Below are 18239 nucleotides of genomic sequence, written 5' to 3' on the forward strand. Positions count from 1 at the left end.
ACGGGGGTGTGCACGACGGGGGTGTCAGACGGGCGAGGCAGAATCGCGTTCGTGCTGGTGGCGGTGGTGGGTGGCGAGAGCGGCGGCGGTGGGGTGCTGCAGGCGCTCGACGACGGCGGGCGGCCTGCCGGTCCACCCGAGGCGGTGGCCGACCTCGCCGCAGCGGTGGCCGCGCGCGAGCGGGCCGAGCACCCGCGCTGGGTCTGGGCGTCCGGCGCGGCCGTCTACCCCGGCCTGCTGCGCGCCGGGGTGCGGGTGGAGCGCTGTCACGACGTCGAGTTGACCGAGGCGCTGCTGCTCGGCCACGCCGGCCGCTGGGGCGAGCCCCGCTCGCCGGCCGCCGCGTGGGCCCGGCTCACGGGCGCGCCCGTGCCCGCCGATCCGCCGCCGCGTCCGGCCGCGCCGCCCGGCCTCGGGCAGGTCGCGCTCTTCGACACGCCCGCCGGCCAGCCGGGGCCGGGCATCGACGCGCTGGTGCGGGTCTACGCCGACCAGCTCGCCCGGATCGCCGCCACCGAGCACCCCGGCCGGTTCCGGCTGCTGGTGGCCGCCGAGTCGGCCGGCGCGCTGATCGCCGTGGAGATGGGGGTCGCCGGGCTGCCCTGGCGCGCCGAGGTGCACGACGAGATCCTCGCCGAGCTGCTCGGTGAGCCCTCCCCGGTCGGCGGGCCGCCGCGCCGGCTGGCCGAGCTGGCCGCCCGGATCGCCGACGCGTTCGGCGTACGCCAGGTGCACGCCGACTCCCCGGCGGAGCTGTTGCGCGCCTTCGCCCGCGCCGGGGTGGAGCTGCCCAACACCCGGGCCTGGGTGCTGCGCGAGGTCGACCACCCGGCGGTGCCGCTCGTCCTGGAGTACAAGGAGCTCTACCGGATCTGGACGGCGCACGGCTGGTCGTGGCGCGAGCAGTGGGTGCGCGACGGCCGGTTCCAGCCGGAGTACGTCCCCGGCGGGGTGGTCTCCGGCCGGTGGGCGACGCGCGGCGGCGGGGCGCTGCAGATCCCCAAGGTGATCCGGCGGGCGGTGGTGGCCGACCCGGGCTGGCGGCTCGTGGTCGCCGACGCCGGTCAGCTCGAACCCCGGGTGCTCGCCGCGGTCTCCGGCGACGGCCGGCTCGCGGCGGCAGGCGGCGCCGGCGACCTCTACGCGGCTCTCGCCCAGGACGCGTTCGGCGGCGATCGGGCCCGGGCCAAGGTGGCGCTGCTCGGCGCGATGTACGGCCAGACCGGGGGAGCGGCGGTGCCCGCGTTGGCGGTGCTTCGGCGCAGCTACCCGACGGCGTTCGGCTACGTCGAGGCGGCGGCCCGCACCGGCGAGGCCGGCGGCCTGGTGCGCTCCTGGCTGGGGCGGACCTGCCCACCCGGCTCGGTCGGGTTCTCGGAGGCGGGGGAGGGTGCGCCCGATCCGGACGACGACGATCCGCGCGGCTCCCGGGCCCGCGCGGCCCGATCCCGGGGACGCTTCACCCGCAACTTCGTCATCCAGGCCACCGCCGCCGAGTGGGCGTCGACGCTGCTGGCGACGCTGCGGGCCGACCTCGCGGGCACCGGGGCGGAGTTGGTCTTCTTCCAGCACGACGAGGTGATCGTGCACGCCCCCGCCGAACAGGCAGACGAGGTCGCCGCGGCGGTGACCCGCTCCGGCGAGCGGGCGTCGAGGTTGTTGTTCGGCGACACTCCGGTCCGGTTCCCGCTGGATCTCTCCGTCGTCGACTGCTACGCCGACGCCGCCTGACCTCCCCGGCCGGCCGCTCCAGACGCATCCGACGGCCGGCCGGAGCGGCATCGGCCGCCCGCGAGGCGCCGGTCGGCTGGAGCGGCATCGGCCGGCCGCCGGAGCGGCGCCGGTCGCCCGCCCGCGAGGCATCGGAGCGGCCGCCGGCCCAGCGGAGCGGGTAGATTGCGGCGAATGGTAGCGATTCCTCGCGGCGGCGGCCCCACCGACGCCGATCTTGTGCGCGCCGCGCAGGTCGGTGAGGTGAGCGCCCTGGGGTTGCTGCTCGCCCGGCACCGGTCCACCATGCTCGCGGTCGCGATCACCCTGCTCGGCTACGGTCCCGACGCCGAGGACGCCGTGCAGGACGCGACGGTGGTGGCGCTGCGCCGCGTCGGCGACGTCCGGGATCCGGAGGCGGTCGGCCCCTGGCTTCGGGCGGTGGTCCGGAACGTCTGCCGGGCGCGACGGGCCCGCCACGACCTGCCGCTCGACGACCCGCTCGCGGCGGCGCTGCGCTCGCCGGAACCCGATCCGGCGGAGGCGCTGGAGCGGCACGCGCTGCGGGACTGGGTCTGGCATGCGCTGGAGCAGTTGTCGCCACCGCTGCGGCTGGTGCTCGTGCTGCGGTACTTCACCGGTGTCACGACCTACCAGGACATCGCCGACGCCTGCGGGGTGCCGATCGGCACGGTGCGCAGCCGGCTCGCCGAGGCCCGGGACCGGTTGGCCCGGGCCGTGCTGGCGACGGCGGAGGCCGCCCATGACGACTCGGCGTCGCTGACCTCGGCGCGGTGGCGGCGGGCCGAGGAGACGCTGTCGGCCGCCCGCCGAGGGGACCTGGGCACCTTCGCGGCGTACTGGTCGCCGACGCTGGAGGGGCACTGGCCGCGTGGCGACCGGTCGTTCGGTCGCCGACGCGTCCTCGGTGTGCTGGAACGGGACCTCGACGCGGGTGTGCATCACCACCTCGCGAACGTGGTGGCGGGGCGGGACCTCACCATCTGGGAGATCGAACTGGTCAACCCGGCCGACGACCCCTTCCACTGCCCGCCGAGGGCGGTGTGGATCCACCACCTCGAGAGCGGGCGGGCGCAGCGTTGCCGCCTCTTCCACGCCCGTCGACCCGTGGAGCAGTCGGCCGCCGCGGCGTGACCGAGGCCACCGCGTCCGTTCCGAACTATCCGCCCCCGTACCCCCATCTTGTTCAGGTGAGCATGACGAACGAAGAGTTGACCACCGCGATGGCCGAGGCGGCCGAGGCGGACTTCATGTACGCGTACGAGGCGGGGACGCCGGCGGCCGCCCAGGAGCGGCTCGGGATCGCCGTCGAGCGGATCGGTGGCGGCGTGGTCCTGTCCATGCGCAACGACCCCGTCTCTTACTGGAGCAAGGCGCTCGGGTTCGGCTTCACCGAGCCGGTCGCCCGGGAACTGGTGGACCGGATCGTCTCGTTCTACCGCGCCCAGGGCACCGCGGGGGCGGTGATCCAGGTCGCGCCGTCGGTCCTGCCGGCGGAGTGGGACGAGATCCGCCTCGCGCACGGGCTCGAGCCGGCGACGTCCTGGGTGAAGCTCGCTGCCCCGATCGAGCAGGTCCGGCCCGGTGCCGGCACCCGGCTGCGGGTCGCGCCGGTGGGCGAGAGCGACGCCGTCGAGTGGGCGCAGGTCGTACTGCGGGGCTTCGGCATGCCGATCGAGGGGCTCGCCGAGATGCTGGCCGCGAGCGTCGACCATCCCCAGTTCCATCCGTACGGCGTCTGGGACGGCGCCGACCTGGTGGGCGGGGCGAACCTCTTCGTGCGGGGCCCGGTCGGCGCGCTGAACGCCGGGTCGACCCTGCCGAGCCACCGGAACCTGGGGGTGCAGTCGGCCCTGATCGCGGCCCGTGCGGAGGCGGCTCGGGCGGCCGGCTGCCGGTGGCTGATCGCGGAGACGGGGCAGCCGGCGGAGGGTACGAAGAACCAGTCGCTGGCGAATCTGGAGCGCGCGGGCCTGCGCGTGCGGTACGCCCGGCAGAACTGGCGGTGGCAGGCGGACACCGATCCGTCGCCGGCCGCCTGACGAGGGGCGGTCCGGGCCGGTGGGACGCTGTCGTCCTGGCGGCCCGCCGCCCGATCGCCTGCTCCGGTGCATAACGGCTGCACCATTTTTCTCATTTGCCCCGCCACCCGTGGTCGGCCGTGCTCGTTGCAGTCTCCGTAGGACGGGACCGGCTGGTCCCATGCTCGAGGGGGCGCAGCTGAAGCGGATCGCAGGAATGATCATCGCCGCGGGCGGCGGCCGCCGGATCGGCGGACCGGAGGCGCTGCTGCACCAGGGGGAGAAGCCCCTGGTCAACAGGATGATCGACACGATGACCGAGGCGGGCTGCGAGCGGCTCGTGGTGGTGCTCGGCGCCGCCGCCGACCAGGTGCGCGAGACGGCCGACCTGACCGGGGCGACCGTGGTGGTCAACCGGGCGTGGGGGACCGGCGTGGGCTCCTCCATCCGCGCCGGGCTGGCCGCGATCGACGACGAGCTGGTCGAGGCGGTGGTCGTCGTACCCGTCGACATGCCGGGGCTGACCTCGGCCGCGGTGCGCCGGGTCGCCGCCCTGCCGTACCCGGACGTGCTGGTCTGCGCCACCTACGACGGGCTGCGCGGCTACCCGATGCTCTTCGGCCGCCGGCACTGGGCCGGCATTGCGACCCTGGCCAGCGCCGATGTCGGCGCGCGGCCGTACCTGCTGGCGCACAAGGACCAGATCGTCGACATCGCCTGTGACCGGGTGGCCGACGGCAGCCGGGTGGACACGCCCGAGCTGATGGCGCTCTACGGGCTGACCGTCCCGCCGCAGCGCGTCGGCGTCTGACTTCGCGAATACGTGCCCCCACGGTCACGGCCCGTTGCGATAGCGTCTCTCCGCCGGCCGACCGGACGTGTCAGCGGCACGGGGGTGCGCGGTGGGAACGATTGCTCGACATGTCGCCGGAGCCGTGGTCGCCTGGCTCGTCTTTACGTCGGAAGGGCTGGTGGGCTACCTCGGCCTGCTCGGCTACGCCGTGATCACGAACGGCGATCCGGGCGGGCCGCTCGCCGGGCCCGTCTTCGTGGTGGTCGCCGCGCTGATCGGCTTCGTTGCGGTGCCGCTGCTGGTGGCGCCCGCCGTCTTGGTCGCCGAGGCGACGGGGCGACGAAGGGGACGGTTCGTGGGCGCCCTGATCGGCGGTGGCGGCGCGATGCTCGCCGCCGCGCTCTGCGCGGCGGCGGTAGCCCTGGTCACCGACGTCTCGCCGGGCGGGGCCGTCCTGGCCGGTCTGGTCGCCGCGCTCGCCGTCGTCGGGCCGGTGGCGGCGTACGCCGCGACGGCCGGAGCGGTACGCGGCCTGGCTCGGCGGCCGCAGCCCGCCCCGGTCGACGAGGAGCAGTTCGCCCGCCTCCCCTCCTAACGCCTGATTCGTACGGGTCGCCCGAGCGGAACGAGCCCCAGCGGCAGCGGACGCGGGCGGGCAGGTGTACGTCGACGGGGCGGTCCGGCAGCGTGGAGGTCACCGCCGCCGGTCGCCCGGCCCGGACGACGGCGGTCAGCCGGTGGGGAGCTCCGCCTCGCCGTTCAGCCAGCGCCGGAGCAGCTCCTTGCGGACCTTGCCGGCCGAGTTCCGGGGCAACGTGTCGACCAGCTCCAGCCGGGTCGGCTGGTACCACTGCGTCATGCCGCGCTGGGCGAGGTGTTCGCGCAGCTCGGTCAGGGTGGGTGGCGGGGTGCTCCGGGCGACGAGCACGGCGCAGGGGTCCTCGTATCCGTCGTCGGCCCGGTAACCGACCACGGCCACGTCGCCGACGGCGGGGTGGTTGAGCAGCTCGGTCTCGACGTCGTTGACAGGGATCATGGCTCGGCCCCGACTGGAGATCCGGTCGGCGACCCGGCCCATGATCCGGATTCCGCCGGCCCCGTCGGCGATGGCGAGGTCGCCCGTGTCGTACCAGCCGTCGTCCTGCTCCGCCAGCACCCGTAGCTCCCCGCTGTCGCGGCCCATCGTCGCCAGGCAGACGCCGGCGCCGCGGACGAAGAGCCGGGCGGGCCGCTCGCGGGTGATCTCCTCCACGGAGCGCAGGTCGACCTCCAGGCCCGGACCGGGCCGGCCGTCGCTGCGGGTGCCCCAGTCCGCCGGCTGGTCGGCGCGGGTCCAGGTCTGGGCCGTCACCTCGGTCATTCCCCAGAGCGTCCGCATCGGCACGCCGAGCGCGCCCGGCGTCTCGGTGACGAGTCGACCCGGGATGGTGGTCGCTCCGGTGACCGCGAGGCGCAGCGCGGGCAGCGTCCGGGAGCCTTCGCGCGCCGCGGCGATCAGGTCGAAGAAGTACGTCGGCGCCGCGAACATGGCGGTGGTGCCCGTCTCGGCGAGCAGCGGCAGCGCCACCTCCCTGCTCCAGGCGTCCAGCACCACCGAGGCGGCTCCCGCGAGCAACGGCATGGTGACGCCGTACAACACGCCCCCGACGAAGGCGAACGCGTGCGGGATGAAGAGCACGTCGTCCGGACCGATCCGCTCCTCGGCGATGATGGCGGAGATGCCGGCGTAGATGGTGTTGAAGCTGTGCAGGATGCCCTTCGGCTCGCCCGACGTGCCGGAGGTGAAGAGCACCAGCGCGGCCCGGTAGGGGTCCTCGGTCGCCTCGTCCAGCGCCACCGGGTGTCGGCGCTCCCACGGGGTCTCCTGGAAGTGGCGGACGAAGTCGACCTCGCCGTCCCGGACCGACTCTCCGAGCACCACCCGATGCCGCAGGGCGGGCAGCCGGGGCGCCAGCTCCGCCAGGGCGGTGGCGTGGTCGTACCCGGCCCAGCTGTCGACGGTCACGCAGACGACGGCGCCGACGCGGGCCAGGATGCGTTCCAGTTCACGGGCGCGGATGGTGGTGAGCACCGGCGCGATCGTCGCACCGAGCCGGGCGCAGGCCAGCATCAGTGCGTTGATCTGCCAGAGGTTCGGCAGCTGGATCGCCACCACGTCGCCGGGCCGCACCCCGAGTTCGTACAGCGCTCCCGCGAACCGCTCGACGTGGTGGGCGTACTCGGCGTAGGTGAGCCGCCGGGCCGGCGCGCCGTCGCGGTACGGGATGAGCGCGACCGCGTCGGGGGTGTCGTCGCGCCATCGGCGTAGGTCACCGAGCGGGCCGCCGTCGCGCCACACCCCCGACTCGCGGTGTCTTCTGATCGTCTCCTCGGCGGGGCGCAAGTGCGAGATCATCACTTGTTGACCACGCTCCGGGCCGGCGGCTGGTTCAATCCGGTGACCGTTGTCTCATGTGGACGGTCGAGGTCAGTCGCCGGCCGCCGCCATGAAGTCCCGCACGGCGGCTCGGGGGTCGCCCGAACGCACCAGCGCCTCCCCCACCAGTACGACGTCGGCGCCCCACCGCCGGTACTGCGCGACGTCCTCCGGCCCGGCGACCCCGGACTCGGCCACCGCGACCGCCGTGGCCGGGATGGCCGGGGCCAGCCGCTCGAAGACCGTCCGGTCCACTTCCAGCGTGGTCAGGTCGCGTGCGTTGATGCCGATCAGGTCCGCGCCCGCCTCGGCGGCCCGGGCGAGTTCCTCGGCGGTGTGCGCCTCCACCAGTGCGGTCAATCCGAGCTCGCGGGCCAGACCGAGCAGGTCGGCGAGGAGCCCGCCGTCGAGCGAGACCACCATGAGCAGGACCAGGTCCGCGCCGTGGGCCCGGGTCTCCCACACCTGGTACGGCGTGACGATGAAGTCCTTGCGCAGGATCGGGACGTCCACGGCCCGGCGGACGGAGTCCAGGTCGGCGAGGGAGCCGGCGAAGCGGCGCTGCTCGGTCAGTACGCTGATCGCCGCCGCGCCGCCCGCGGCGTACTGCTGGGCGAGGGCTGCCGGGTCCGGGATGTCGGCGAGCGCGCCCTTGCTGGGGCTGCTCCGCTTGACCTCCGCGATGATCGAGACGCCGGGTGCGCGGAACCGGGGGAGTGCCGCCAGGGCCGGCGGCGTGTCGGCGACCCGTGCCTTCAGCTCGACCAGCGAGACGGCGCTCTGCCGGGTCGCCAGGTCGGCACGGACACCCTCAAGAATCCCGTCCAGCACGCTCACAGTTCCCCCAGATGACGCCGGCTCACCGGGAAACGTACCCCTGCCTGGTCTTCTTCGACCAACGGCGATTCAAGCTTGGCGGGGGTCGGCGCGGGATGCCGTGCGCGCCGCACGGCATCCCGCGCCGTGGTCAGGACGTCGCCGGCTCCAGGCTGCTGCCGCCGGCGGCGAGCCGCTTGTACCAGTGCGCGCTCTGCTTCCAGGTCCGGACCTGGGTGTCGTAGTCGACCCGGATGATCCCGAACCGGCGGTCGTAGCCGTAGCCCCACTCGAAGTTGTCCAGCAGCGACCAGACGAAGTAGCCCCGCACGTCCGCGCCCTGCGCCCGGGCGTCGGCCACCGCGGCGATGTGCCGGTGCAGGTAGTCGATGCGCCGGTCGTCGGAGATGGTGCCGTCGGCCGACACGACGTCGTCGAAGGCGGCGCCGTTCTCGGTGATCATCAGCGGCTGGGCCGGGTACTCCCGGTGCAGCCGCAGCAGCAGCTCGGTGAAGGCCGGCGGGTCGATGTTCCAACCCATCGCGGTGTACGGGCCGGGCTGCGGCAGGAAGTCGACGTCGTCGGCGGCCACCCACGGCGTGGCCTCCGACGCGCCGTGCCCGTCCGCGTCGGAGCGGGGCGACACCCCGTCCCAGGCCCGGACCAGGGTGCTGGAGTAGTAGTTGACCCCGAGCACGTCCAGCGGCACCGCGATGAGCTTCTCGTCGCCGTCGCGGACGAACGACCAGTCGGTGACGGCCGCCGTGTCGGTCAGCAGGTCGGCCGGGTACGCCCCGTCCAGCATCGGGCCGAGGAAGGCCCGGTTCGCCAGCGCGTCGATCCGACGTACCGCGTCCCGGTCGGCCTCCGAGTCGGAGGCGCCGCGCACGACGTGCAGGTTCAACGTCACGGAGAGGTCCGCCGCCGGGGCGACCTCCCGCACCACCCGCCCGGCCAGGCCGTGCGCGAGGTTCAGGTGGTGCACCGCGGCCAGCGCCGCCGCCGGCTCGGTACGCCCGGGCGCGTGCACGCCGGAGGCGTAGCCCAGGTACGCCGAGCACCACGGCTCGTTCAACGTGGTCCAGGTGTGCACCCGGTCGCCCAGCGCCTTGACGATGCCGGCCGCGTACTCCTCGAAGCGCAGCGCCGTCTCCCGCGACGCCCAGCCCCCGGCGTCCTCCAGCTCCTGCGGCAGGTCCCAGTGGTACATGGTCGCCACCGGGCGGACGCCCCGCTCCAGCAGCCCGTCGACGAGCCGGGAGTAGAAGTCGATGCCGGCCTGGTTGAACTTGCCGGAGCCGCCCGGCCGCACCCGCGGCCAGGAGATCGAGAAGCGGTACGCGCCCAGGCCGAGGTCGGCGATGTGCCCGAGGTCCTCCTGCCAGCGGTGGTAGTGGTCGGCCGCCACGTCACCGGTGTCGCCGTTCAGCGTCCGGCCCGGGGTGTGGCTGTAGGTGTCCCAGATGGACCTGCCCCGGCCGTCCTCGTCGGCCGCCCCCTCGATCTGGTACGAGGCCGTGGCCGACCCCCAGACGAAGCTCTCCGGAAAGACGTAGCCCGTCATCGCTGCACTCCCTGGATCTCGCAGTGGTATCCCGTCGATGCCCCGGCGACCAGTTCGGCGCCGGCCGCGCCGTCCGCGTAGCGCACCTCGAACTCGGCGCCCGGCCCGTTGCCGGGCGACGGCACCCGCACCCGGGTCCGCTGCCCCTCGGTGGGTGCGAAGAGACGAAGCCGCACGCCGTCGGCCCACTCGTAGTCCGGCCGGTCCGCGCGGTCCCCGAACGGGATCACCGCACCGGGACGGGCCAGCACGGGCAGGCTGTCGAACGCGTGCCGTTCAGTGAACCAGGCCGGTCCGGTGAGCTGCTCGCCGGTCACCAGGTGCGTCCAGGTGCCGGCCGGCACGTAGAAGGTGACCTCCCCGTCGGCGCTCATCACCGGCGCCACCAGGACGTCGGGGCCGAGCATGTACTGCCGGTCCAGGTACGCCGCGGTCGGGTCGTCGGGGAACTCCAGCACCATCGGGCGCATCATCGGCACCCCGTCGCGGTGCGCCTCCTCGGCGACCGTGGCGAGGTACGGCATCAGGCGCATCTTGAGCCGCGTGAAGTGCCGCAGCACGTCCACGGCCTCCTCGTCGAAGGCCCACGGCACCCGGTACGAGCCGGAGCCGTGCAGCCGGGAGTGCGAGGAGAGCAGGCCGAACGCGATCCACCGCTTGAACACCGCCGGATCCGGGGTGCCCTCGAAGCCGCCGATGTCGTGGCTCCAGTAGCCGAAGCCGGACGCGGCCAGCGACAGCCCGCCGCGCAGGGACTCGGCCATCGCCACGAAGGTGGACTCGCAGTCGCCGCCCCAGTGCACCGGGAACTGCTGCCCGCCGGCGGTGGCCGACCGGGCGAAGAGCACCGCCTCGCCCTCCCCGCGCTCGGCCTCCAGCAGTTCGAAGACCGCCTTGTTGTAGAGGTGGGTGTAGTAGTTGTGCATCCGCTGCGGGTCGGAGCCGTCGTGCCAGACCACGTCGGTGGGGATGCGCTCGCCGAAGTCGGTCTTGAAGCTGTCGACGCCCATGTCGAGCAGCGCCTTGAGCTTGCCGGTGAACCAGGCGACCGCGTCCGGGTTGGTGAAGTCCACCAGCGCCATGCCGGCCTGCCACTTGTCCCACTGCCAGATCGACCCGTCCGGCCGGCGGACCAGGTAGCCGTGGCGGCGACCCTCCTCGAAGAGGTACGAGCGCTGCGCGATGTACGGGTTGATCCAGACGCAGACCTTCAGGTCGCGCTCGTGCAGCCGGCGCAGCATGCCCTCCGGATCCGGGAAGGTCGCCGGGTCCCAGACGAAGTCGACCCAGTGGAACTGCCGCATCCAGAAGCAGTCGAAGTGGAAGACCGAGAGCGGCAGGTCCCGCTCGGCCATCCCGTCGATGAACTCGGTGACGGTCTTCTCGTCGTACGAGGTGGTGAACGACGTCGACAGCCACAGCCCGTACGACCAGGCCGGTACCCGCGCCGGACGACCGGTCAGCGCCGTGTAGCGACGCAGCACGTCCTTCGGGGTGGGGCCGTCGATCAGGTAGTAGGTGAGCGTCTGACCCTCGACGCTGAACTGCGTCTGCGACACCACCTCCGAGCCGATCTCGAACGAGACGTGCTCCGGGTGGTCGACGAAGACGCCGTAGCCGCGGTTGCTGAGGTAGAACGGCACGTTCTTGTACGCCTGCTCGCTGGCGGTGCCGCCGTCGGCGTTCCAGACGTCGACGACCTGGCCGTTCTTCACGAACGTGCCGAACCGCTCGCCCAGCCCGTAGAGGTTCTCGCCCACGTCGAGCCCGAGCCGCTCGTGCACGTACTCCCGCCCGTCGGCGTCGGTGACGACGCCGATGCTGCGCTCGGTGGAGGAGGTCAGCAGCCGGTCGCCGTGCAGGAAGTCGACCCGCCAGCCGTCGACCAGCGCGATCCGGGCGGTCAGGTCGCCGCTGGTCAGCGTGGCGTTGAGGCCGGTGACGTCGACCTTCACCGGGTGGTCGTCGCCGGCGGCCAGCTCGAACCTGGGCAGCTTCGGTGACCCGCCGAGGTGGTGGGCGATGGTGACGCCGATGACCCCGTCGGCGGGGGAGAAGAGCCGCACGGTGACGAGGGGGCGGTTCAGGGTGTCGCCGCGGCCGGTGATCCGGCCGGTGGGGGCGAAGACGGTGAGACCGCGCTCCTCCGGCTCGACCGACTCCACCGCGCCGGGGCGCAGCACGGTGACCCCCGGTCGCAGTTGCCAGTACCCGTCGGTGAACTTCACTTCTCGGCTCCTGCCGTGATGCCGCGCGAGAGGGTGCGCTGGAAGATGAGGAAGAAGAGGATGGCCGGCACCAGGCTGATCAGTGCGCCCGCGTTGGTGGTCGGGGCGTCCATGAGCCGGTCGCCCTGCAACGACGCCAACGCGACCGGAATGGTCTGCGTGGAGTTGTCGATGAGCATGACCAGCGGGATCAGGAACTCGTTCCAGGTCCAGATGAAGAAGAAGATGAGCAGCACCGCGAGGGTCGGGCGCAGGTTGGGGAAGACCACCCGCCAGAGGATCTTCCACTTGCCCGCGCCGTCCAGGGCCGCCGCCTCGAGCAGCGAGCGGGGGAAGGTGCCGAGCACCGAGGCGAGCAGGTAGGTGCCGAACGCGCTCTGGATGACGGTGAAGATGATGATCACCGAGAGCTGGGTGTTGTAGAGGCCGATCTGCTTCGCGACGTAGTAGAGCGGGTAGATCAGCGACTCCTGCGGCAGCATGTTGGCCAGCAGGAAGAGCCCCACGATCCAGAGTCGGCCGCGGACCCGGCCGATGCCCAGGGCGTACGCGTTGAGCAGCGACACGATCACGCCGAGCACCGCGACGGAGCCGGCGATGAGCGCCGAGTTCCACAGCTTCAGCGGGAAGTCGACCTGGGTCCAGTAGTTGCGCAGGCCCTTGGTGTAGAACTCCGTCGGCCAGCTCAGCGGGCCGCCCGTCGAGTAGTCGCCGGGCGACTTGAACGCGTTGAGCAGCATGAACACGAACGGCACCAGCATGGCGAGCGCGCCGAGGGTGACCAGGACGAGGACGATCCAGCGGCTCGCGCCGCGGTGGTGCCGGTCGCGGGCCGGCTGCGGCCGGCGCGGGGTCACCGCGTTCTCGGCCGGTGTGAGCGTGACGGTCATGTCAGACCCCCCGGTCCTGGCGCTCGTTGCGGTACTGCAGCCAGATGAAGACCACGGCCACCACGATGATGATCAGGGTGAGCACTGTGGAGATCGCGGAGCCGTAGCCGACCTGGAGCTTCTTGAAGAAGGTGTAGTAGGCGAAGTACGACGGCACGTTCGTCGTGTTCTCCGGCCCGCCCCGGGTCAGTGCGAAGACCGGGCCGAACACCTTCAGCGCCGCGATGGTGCAGGTCAGCGCCACCACGAAGGTCTCCGGCCGGATCTGCGCCAGGGTGATGGCCCGGAACCGGCGGAACCAGTTGGCGCCGTCGACCTCGGCGGCCTCGTACAGCTCGGGGTCGACCCGTTGCAGCGCCGCCATGAAGACGACGACCGGGTAGCCGATCTGCACCCAGATCATCACCGCCATCACGCTGGGCATGGCGGTGTTCGGGTCGCCGAGCCAGTCGTGACGCAGGGCGCCGAGGCCGACCGCGTCGAGCAGGCTGTTGAACGCGCCGTCGGGGCGCAGGATCCAGCCCCAGACGATGCCGGCCACCACGACCGGCAGCACCTGCGGCAGGTAGAAGGCGGCGCGCAGCGCCGCGGCGGTGCGTGGCTTGAACTTGCGTCCGATGACGTCGAAGAGCGCGGCGGCGAGCACCAGCCCGAGCAGGGTCGGCACCACGACCATCGCGACGATCATCGCGAGCGTGTTCTTGAACGACGTCCAGAAGATCTCGTCCTGGAACAGGTTGCGGTAGTTCTCCAGGCCGATGAAGGTGGGGTCGCCGACGCCGGACCACTTGGTCAGCGAGAGGTAGACGGTGCCGACCAGCGGCGCGCCGATGACCAGGATGAAGAGCACCGCGCCGGGCAGCAGGTAGAGCCAGTATCCGGCGTTGCCGCTACGGCGCTTCCGGCCGGTCGGGGTGGGTTCGGTGGAGGTGGCGGGCCGTTCGGGGCCGGCCACGGTCTCGGAGAGTGCCATGGGAGATCCTTCCCGGCGGGGTGGGCGCGCCGGGCGCGCCCACCCCTCGCCGTGTCACTTGCCGGTGATCTCCTTGACGCCTTCGGCGTACGGCTTGGCGATCGTGTCGAGCACCTGGTCGGGCTTCTTGGAGCCGTTGATCAGGCCCTGGAAGCCGGAGACCAGCACGTCGTAGTAGCCGGGCACCGGCCAGTCCGGGTAGAAGGCCAGACCGTCCTGCTGGCTGATCACGTTGAAGTTCTCGATCAGCTTCTTGTTCTTCGGGTCGGTGATCTTCGACGGGTCGGCCGCGACGGGCACGCCGCCGTTGTTGCCGATCAGCTCCTGGATCTCCGGGCGCAGGGTGATGTCGACGAAGTCGTAGGCGAGGCTCTTGGCCTTGCTGTTGGTCGGGACCACCCAGAGGTTGCCGGACGAGCCGGCGTGGAACTTGTTACCGGGGAAGAGGAAGGAGTCCCAGTTGAACTTGATCTCGTCCTTGAACCGGCCGTACCACCAGCTGCCGGAGACGATCATCGGGGCCTTGCCGGAGATGAACGCGGTGCCCATGTCCTCGGCCTTGAGGCTGGCGGAGTCCTTGGCGACGTAGCCCTTGTTCACCCACTCGGCGAAGGTCTCCGCGCCGTACTTCAGCGGGTCGGCCTTGAAGTCCACCGGGTTCTTGTAGAGCTGGTAGTCGTCGACGAACTTCCGGTCGGCCTTCGCGAGCGCCAGCTGGTAGAAGAGCTGGCCGGCCGGGTACTCGGCGCCCGCCTCGGCCAGCGGGGTGACGCCCTTGCCGACGAAGGTGTCCATCGCCGCGGTCATCTCGTCGTACGTGGTCGGCACCTTGATGCCGTACTTGTCGAAGAGGTCCTTGTTGAAGTAGACCATCACGTACTCGCCGTAGTTCGGCACGCCGTACCAGTTGCCCGAGCCCATCACGCCCTTGTCGCTGTAGCGGGCGGTGGTCTGCAGGCTGGGGCTGAGCTCCTTGTCCCAGCCGCGCTTGGTCGCCTCCTCGCTCAGGTCGGTGAGCAGCCCCTGGGAGGAGAGCAGGCCGGCGGTGGCGTTGCCCTTGTTGTACTCCATCAGGTCCGGACCCTCGGACGAGTTGATGATCATGCCGGCGTTCTGCTGGATCTGCTCGAACGCCTTGCGCTCGAACTGCACCTCGACGCCCGGGTGCTCGTCCTTGAAGATCTGGATGGCGCGGTCCCAGGCGATCCCCATCGCGCTGTTCTCGCTCTCGTAATGCCAGAGCTTGAGGGTCTTGGCGTCGCCCCCGTCACCGCCCTCGTCGCTGCCGCAAGCGGCGAGCGTCGTGGCGGCCGTAGCGGCCAGCGCCACTGCGGCGATCACCCTACGGAATTGCCTCATTGCTATCCTCCTGGTGAGTATCGTGCCGGTACTTACCTGGCCCGTCGTCGCGTTGCAGCGCGGCGGCGGGCCGACGTGTGTCAGGTCCCCGGTGGGCCGGAGCCGGTCGGATCGCTGCCGTCGCTGACGCTCACGGCGAGCGTCGCCGGGGCCGGGCAGGTCGAGCCCCGGACCTCCAACGCGCACGGCAGCAGCTGCTGGTGGTTGTCGTCGCCGGTGCCGGTCACGTGGCGCAGCAGTGCCTCCACCGCGATCCGTCCCAGCGCCGAGCCGGGGGAGGTCATCGCGGTGAGCGCCGGGGTGGCCAGCTCGGCGACCTGGGGTGAGGTCACCATCGAGACCACCGAGACGTCGCGCGGGACCGCGAGGCCCCGGTTGGTCAGTTCGCCGAGGATCCCGAAGATCGCATTCTCGTTCATGACCAGCACGGCGGTGAGGTCGGGCGCCTGCGCGAGGGCCGCGGTCAGGGCGGCGCGTCCGCCGGCCGCGCTGTCCTCCGCCGTGATCATCACCGGCTCCAGCCCGTGCCCGGTCATCGCCGCCACGAAGGCGTCGCGGGTGCGTACGGCGGGCCCGTAGCCGGCGGCGATGGCCGCCGCCGAGTGGTTCACGTAGACGATGCGGTCGTGCCCGAGGCTGACCAGGTGCGCGACCGCCTCCCGGACGGTCTGGTCGAAGTCGATGTCCACGTACGAGAGGCCGGTGGTGTCGCCGGTACGGCCGATCAGCACCAGCGGCACGCCGGCCTCCTGGAGCGCGCCCACCCGCTCGTCCTCGACCTGCACCTCCATCAGCACGGCACCGTCGAGCATCCGCTGGCTGGCCAGCCGCCGCAGGTCGTCGAGGTCGCCGACGGGGGAGAGGACGAGGTGGTAGCCGGCGACGCTGGCGGCGGCGGCCGCGCCGGTGACGAAGGCCGTCTCGGTGGCGCCGAGCCCGCGCTCGTCCATCGGCATCAGCAGGCCGACGATCCGGCTGCGCCGGCTGGCCAGGCCGCGGGCCATGGCGTTGGGCTGGTAGCCGAGTTCGGTCATGGCCGCGAGCACCTTGTCGCGGGTGGCCTGGGAGATGGGGCGCGCTCCGGTCAACACGTACGACACGGTGCTGACCGAGACCCGGGCGAGGCGCGCGACGTCATGCATCGTTGCCACCGCGCACCTCCTTTGGTCACGCTCCCACGCGGCTGTCGAAGCGTTTCGACTAACCGTTTCGACGGAACCGTAGGACACGTTCACGACGCCGTCAATAGTTGTTTTCCAGCCGTGGCCTGCCCGGATGCGCCGGCCCCCGGCCGGACCTGCCGGCCGGACCCTCGGCCGGGCCCGCCGGCCGGACCTTCGGCCGGACCTTCGGCCGGGCCTGCCGACCGGGCCCGTCGGCCGGATCCGTCGGTCGGGCTGCCGACGCCGGCCGGGCCGCGCGGGGTGGGGGTCGCCGGGTGAGGTGTGCGGCGTTCGGGACGCTCCGGGTCTGGGGCGCTCGGTGGGGTGTGCGGCGTTCGGGGGTGCTCGGTGGCGGTGTGCGGCCTTCGGGGCGTGCGGCGTTCGGGGGCGCTTGCTCGATCAACTCGACTTCATTGAGGTCGGGCCGTCTCGGACGTCCGGATGGCCCGACCTCAGGGATCCCGAGTCGATCATGGCCTCGGTCGGGGTGGCCGGGCCGAAAGGGTCCGGCGTCGGCCGGCGGAACACCGAGCTGTCCCGCCGCCCGCTGCCCGCCGGCCGCTGCCCGCCGGCCGGTGTCCGGTGTTCGGTTACGCCGGAATCTCGGCGAAGAACTGCCGCAGGGCGTCCGCCACGAGGTCGGGCGCGGTATGGGTCACGAAGTGCGACTGTCCCTGCCAGATGATTCGGCGTACGCGCGGAAGCGCCGCTGCGAGGGCGTCCATCGTGGTGGGCATCGGCTCCCAGGTGTCGGCGCCCTGCAGCAGCAGGGTCGGTGCGCCCACCGCGGACCAGCGTCCGATCTCCGGGTCGTCCTCGGCGAGCGCCTCGAGATCGTGCAGCCAGCCCAGCGCGGAGCGCTTCGCCTCGACCGGGTCGGGGGTCCGGTCACCCATCGCTGCGGCGAGTGCCGCGACGACCTCGGCGGGGACCTGGGTCACCTCGTTGAGCGTCGCGGCCATCGCCGGCTGGTCGTTGTGCGCGAAGGCTACCCGGTACCGGTCGAGCAAGGGCGCGATCCTCGGCCCGGCCGCGAAGAGCGGAGGCTCGAAGAGGGCGAGTGAACGCAGCCGGCCCGGCGACGCCACGGCGGTGTGCAGCGCGACGGTCGCTCCGTAGGAGGCTCCGATGAGGTGTACCGGCCGATCCGAGGCTCCGCCCGCCGTCTGGATCACGGCCGTCAGGTCGGCGACATCGTCCTCGAAGGACTTGATTCCGGCGGGAACCTCGCTCGGCCCGTATCCGCGCCGGGCCGGCAGCCACACCTCGTGCTCCTTCGCGAGCTGGTCGGCGACCGTGGCCCAGGAGTGCAGTCCACCTCCCGAGCCGTGCACCAGGACGACCGGATCACCGGTGCCCGTGCGCCGGACCACCAGGCGGGTGCCGTCCGTCGACCGGACGGTTTGATCGTGGCTCTCGGGGGTTGTCACTGCCGCTCCCTGTTTCTGCTCGGCCAGTTGCTCAAGGTGTTGTGCATCGCGTCGGTGATGCTGCTCCAGGAGCCGTCGACGTCGCGCGGATGCCCGAATCCCTCGGTGTTCTCGAGGCTCACGAAACCGTGGATGGTGCTGCGCACGAAACGGAGGGCGTCGGTCAGCTCCGGCTCGTCGAGCCCGTAACCGCGAAGCATCGCGTAGCTCAGTTCGATGAGGCGGAGATGGCCCGCCGAATTCGTGCCGACCGCGGGCGGCAGCGGCAATTGTGTGGCGGCGTACTGCCCGGGGTGGGCGCGGGCGAAGGCGCGCCAGGCCGCGCCGAAGCCGACCAGGGCCTCCCGGCCGGATCGGCCGGCCACGGCCAGCGCGAGCCGGTCCGCGAACGCGGCGGCAGCCCGCACCGCGACCTGCTCGACCAGCGCGTCGCGGCTGCGGACATGCGTGTACAAGGCGGCGTCCGTCACCCCGAAGTGTCGCGCGACCGCCGCGACGGTCAGTCGGGGCAAGCCGACCGTGTCGGCCAACTCGGCCGCGGCGGCCGAGACGCGGTCGCTGGTCAAACCCTGCCGTGGCATCCGGCCTTCCCTCACTAAGCAACAACTTAGGGTCCCTAAGATAGCAGCCGGCCGCGGCTCGGGCCGAGAGGGTGGCTGGTGGCCCGGCGGAAGTCTGTTCGGCGCGTTCCAGGTGGGCGCTGGCTGCGGGTCGAGGCCCGGACCCGCCGGGGCGATCATCCGACCGGAGCGCGAGCGCGCGATCGGCTCGGGTTCCTCGCGGTCGGGCGGACCCACCGCCCTTGACGCTTCAACGTCCCCCAGGTCGAGCCATCCCCGACGCGAGGAGGTTTCA

At 72.3% G+C, this 18239-nt stretch carries 15 protein-coding genes; 5 read left to right on the forward strand and 10 right to left on the reverse strand.

All coding sequences use genetic code 11. The features are described from left to right. Positions 1 to 51 precede the first annotated feature (51 nt). From D7147_RS29170 to D7147_RS29190, 5 genes are all read left to right on the forward strand, one after another. A complete protein-coding gene (locus D7147_RS29170) occupies positions 52 to 1731 on the forward strand; it encodes a bifunctional 3'-5' exonuclease/DNA polymerase (RefSeq protein WP_407663398.1) in 1680 nt (559 codons plus the stop codon). Positions 1732 to 1905: 174 nt separating this feature from the next. Beyond that, positions 1906 to 2865 carry an RNA polymerase sigma factor gene (locus D7147_RS29175; RefSeq protein ID WP_120683400.1) on the forward strand — a complete coding sequence of 320 codons (960 nt, stop codon included), beginning with the start codon at positions 1906 to 1908 and terminating at the stop codon, positions 2863 to 2865. A gap of 62 nt (positions 2866 to 2927) precedes the next feature. Then, positions 2928 to 3773, forward strand: a complete 846-nt coding sequence (locus D7147_RS29180; protein WP_325050700.1) for a GNAT family N-acetyltransferase — start codon at positions 2928 to 2930, stop codon at positions 3771 to 3773. Between the two features lie 196 nt (positions 3774 to 3969). Further along, positions 3970 to 4563 carry a nucleotidyltransferase family protein gene (locus D7147_RS29185; RefSeq protein WP_120683480.1) on the forward strand — a complete coding sequence of 198 codons (594 nt, stop codon included), beginning with the start codon at positions 3970 to 3972 and terminating at the stop codon, positions 4561 to 4563. Between the two features lie 91 nt (positions 4564 to 4654). Further along, positions 4655 to 5140 carry a hypothetical protein gene (locus D7147_RS29190; RefSeq protein WP_147437465.1) on the forward strand — a complete coding sequence of 162 codons (486 nt, stop codon included), beginning with the start codon at positions 4655 to 4657 and terminating at the stop codon, positions 5138 to 5140. Between the two features lie 135 nt (positions 5141 to 5275). On the opposite strand, the gene D7147_RS29195 is transcribed toward D7147_RS29190, so the two are convergent. From D7147_RS29195 to D7147_RS29240, 10 genes are all read right to left on the reverse strand, one after another. Then, positions 5276 to 6940, reverse strand: a complete 1665-nt coding sequence (locus D7147_RS29195; protein ID WP_120683404.1) for an AMP-binding protein — start codon at positions 6938 to 6940, stop codon at positions 5276 to 5278. A gap of 72 nt (positions 6941 to 7012) precedes the next feature. After that, the gene (gene trpC / locus D7147_RS29200; protein WP_233563551.1) at positions 7013 to 7792 is read right to left on the reverse strand and encodes an indole-3-glycerol phosphate synthase TrpC; all 780 of its coding nucleotides are present in this window, start codon (positions 7790 to 7792) and stop codon (positions 7013 to 7015) included. Between the two features lie 136 nt (positions 7793 to 7928). Beyond that, positions 7929 to 9341, reverse strand: a complete 1413-nt coding sequence (locus D7147_RS29205; protein ID WP_120683409.1) for a GH1 family beta-glucosidase — start codon at positions 9339 to 9341, stop codon at positions 7929 to 7931. After that, positions 9338 to 11569: an alpha-xylosidase gene (gene yicI / locus D7147_RS29210; RefSeq protein WP_120683411.1), complete on the reverse strand. Its 2232-nt coding sequence runs from the start codon at positions 11567 to 11569 to the stop codon at positions 9338 to 9340. Before yicI ends, D7147_RS29205 begins: the two co-directional genes overlap by 4 nt. Beyond that, positions 11566 to 12459 carry a carbohydrate ABC transporter permease gene (locus tag D7147_RS29215; protein ID WP_120683413.1) on the reverse strand — a complete coding sequence of 298 codons (894 nt, stop codon included), beginning with the start codon at positions 12457 to 12459 and terminating at the stop codon, positions 11566 to 11568. Before D7147_RS29215 ends, yicI begins: the two co-directional genes overlap by 4 nt. Before the next feature lies 1 nt (position 12460). Further along, positions 12461 to 13432, reverse strand: a complete 972-nt coding sequence (locus D7147_RS29220) for a carbohydrate ABC transporter permease (RefSeq protein ID WP_120683415.1) — start codon at positions 13430 to 13432, stop codon at positions 12461 to 12463. 54 nt (positions 13433 to 13486) lie between these two features. After that, positions 13487 to 14791 carry an ABC transporter substrate-binding protein gene (locus D7147_RS29225; RefSeq protein ID WP_120683417.1) on the reverse strand — a complete coding sequence of 435 codons (1305 nt, stop codon included), beginning with the start codon at positions 14789 to 14791 and terminating at the stop codon, positions 13487 to 13489. 80 nt (positions 14792 to 14871) lie between these two features. Then, positions 14872 to 15933, reverse strand: a complete 1062-nt coding sequence (locus tag D7147_RS29230) for a LacI family DNA-binding transcriptional regulator (RefSeq protein ID WP_233563562.1) — start codon at positions 15931 to 15933, stop codon at positions 14872 to 14874. Between the two features lie 611 nt (positions 15934 to 16544). Further along, positions 16545 to 17384: an alpha/beta fold hydrolase gene (locus tag D7147_RS29235; RefSeq protein WP_158609407.1), complete on the reverse strand. Its 840-nt coding sequence runs from the start codon at positions 17382 to 17384 to the stop codon at positions 16545 to 16547. Then, positions 17381 to 17965 (reverse strand): TetR/AcrR family transcriptional regulator, encoded by a 585-nt coding sequence (locus D7147_RS29240; protein WP_120683421.1) that lies wholly within the window; start codon positions 17963 to 17965, stop codon positions 17381 to 17383. Before D7147_RS29240 ends, D7147_RS29235 begins: the two co-directional genes overlap by 4 nt. Between the last annotated feature and the right edge of the window lie 274 nt (positions 17966 to 18239).

It is taken from the genome of Micromonospora musae (assembly GCF_003626545.1).
GTDB classification, from domain to species: Bacteria; Actinomycetota; Actinomycetes; order Mycobacteriales; family Micromonosporaceae; genus Micromonospora; species Micromonospora musae.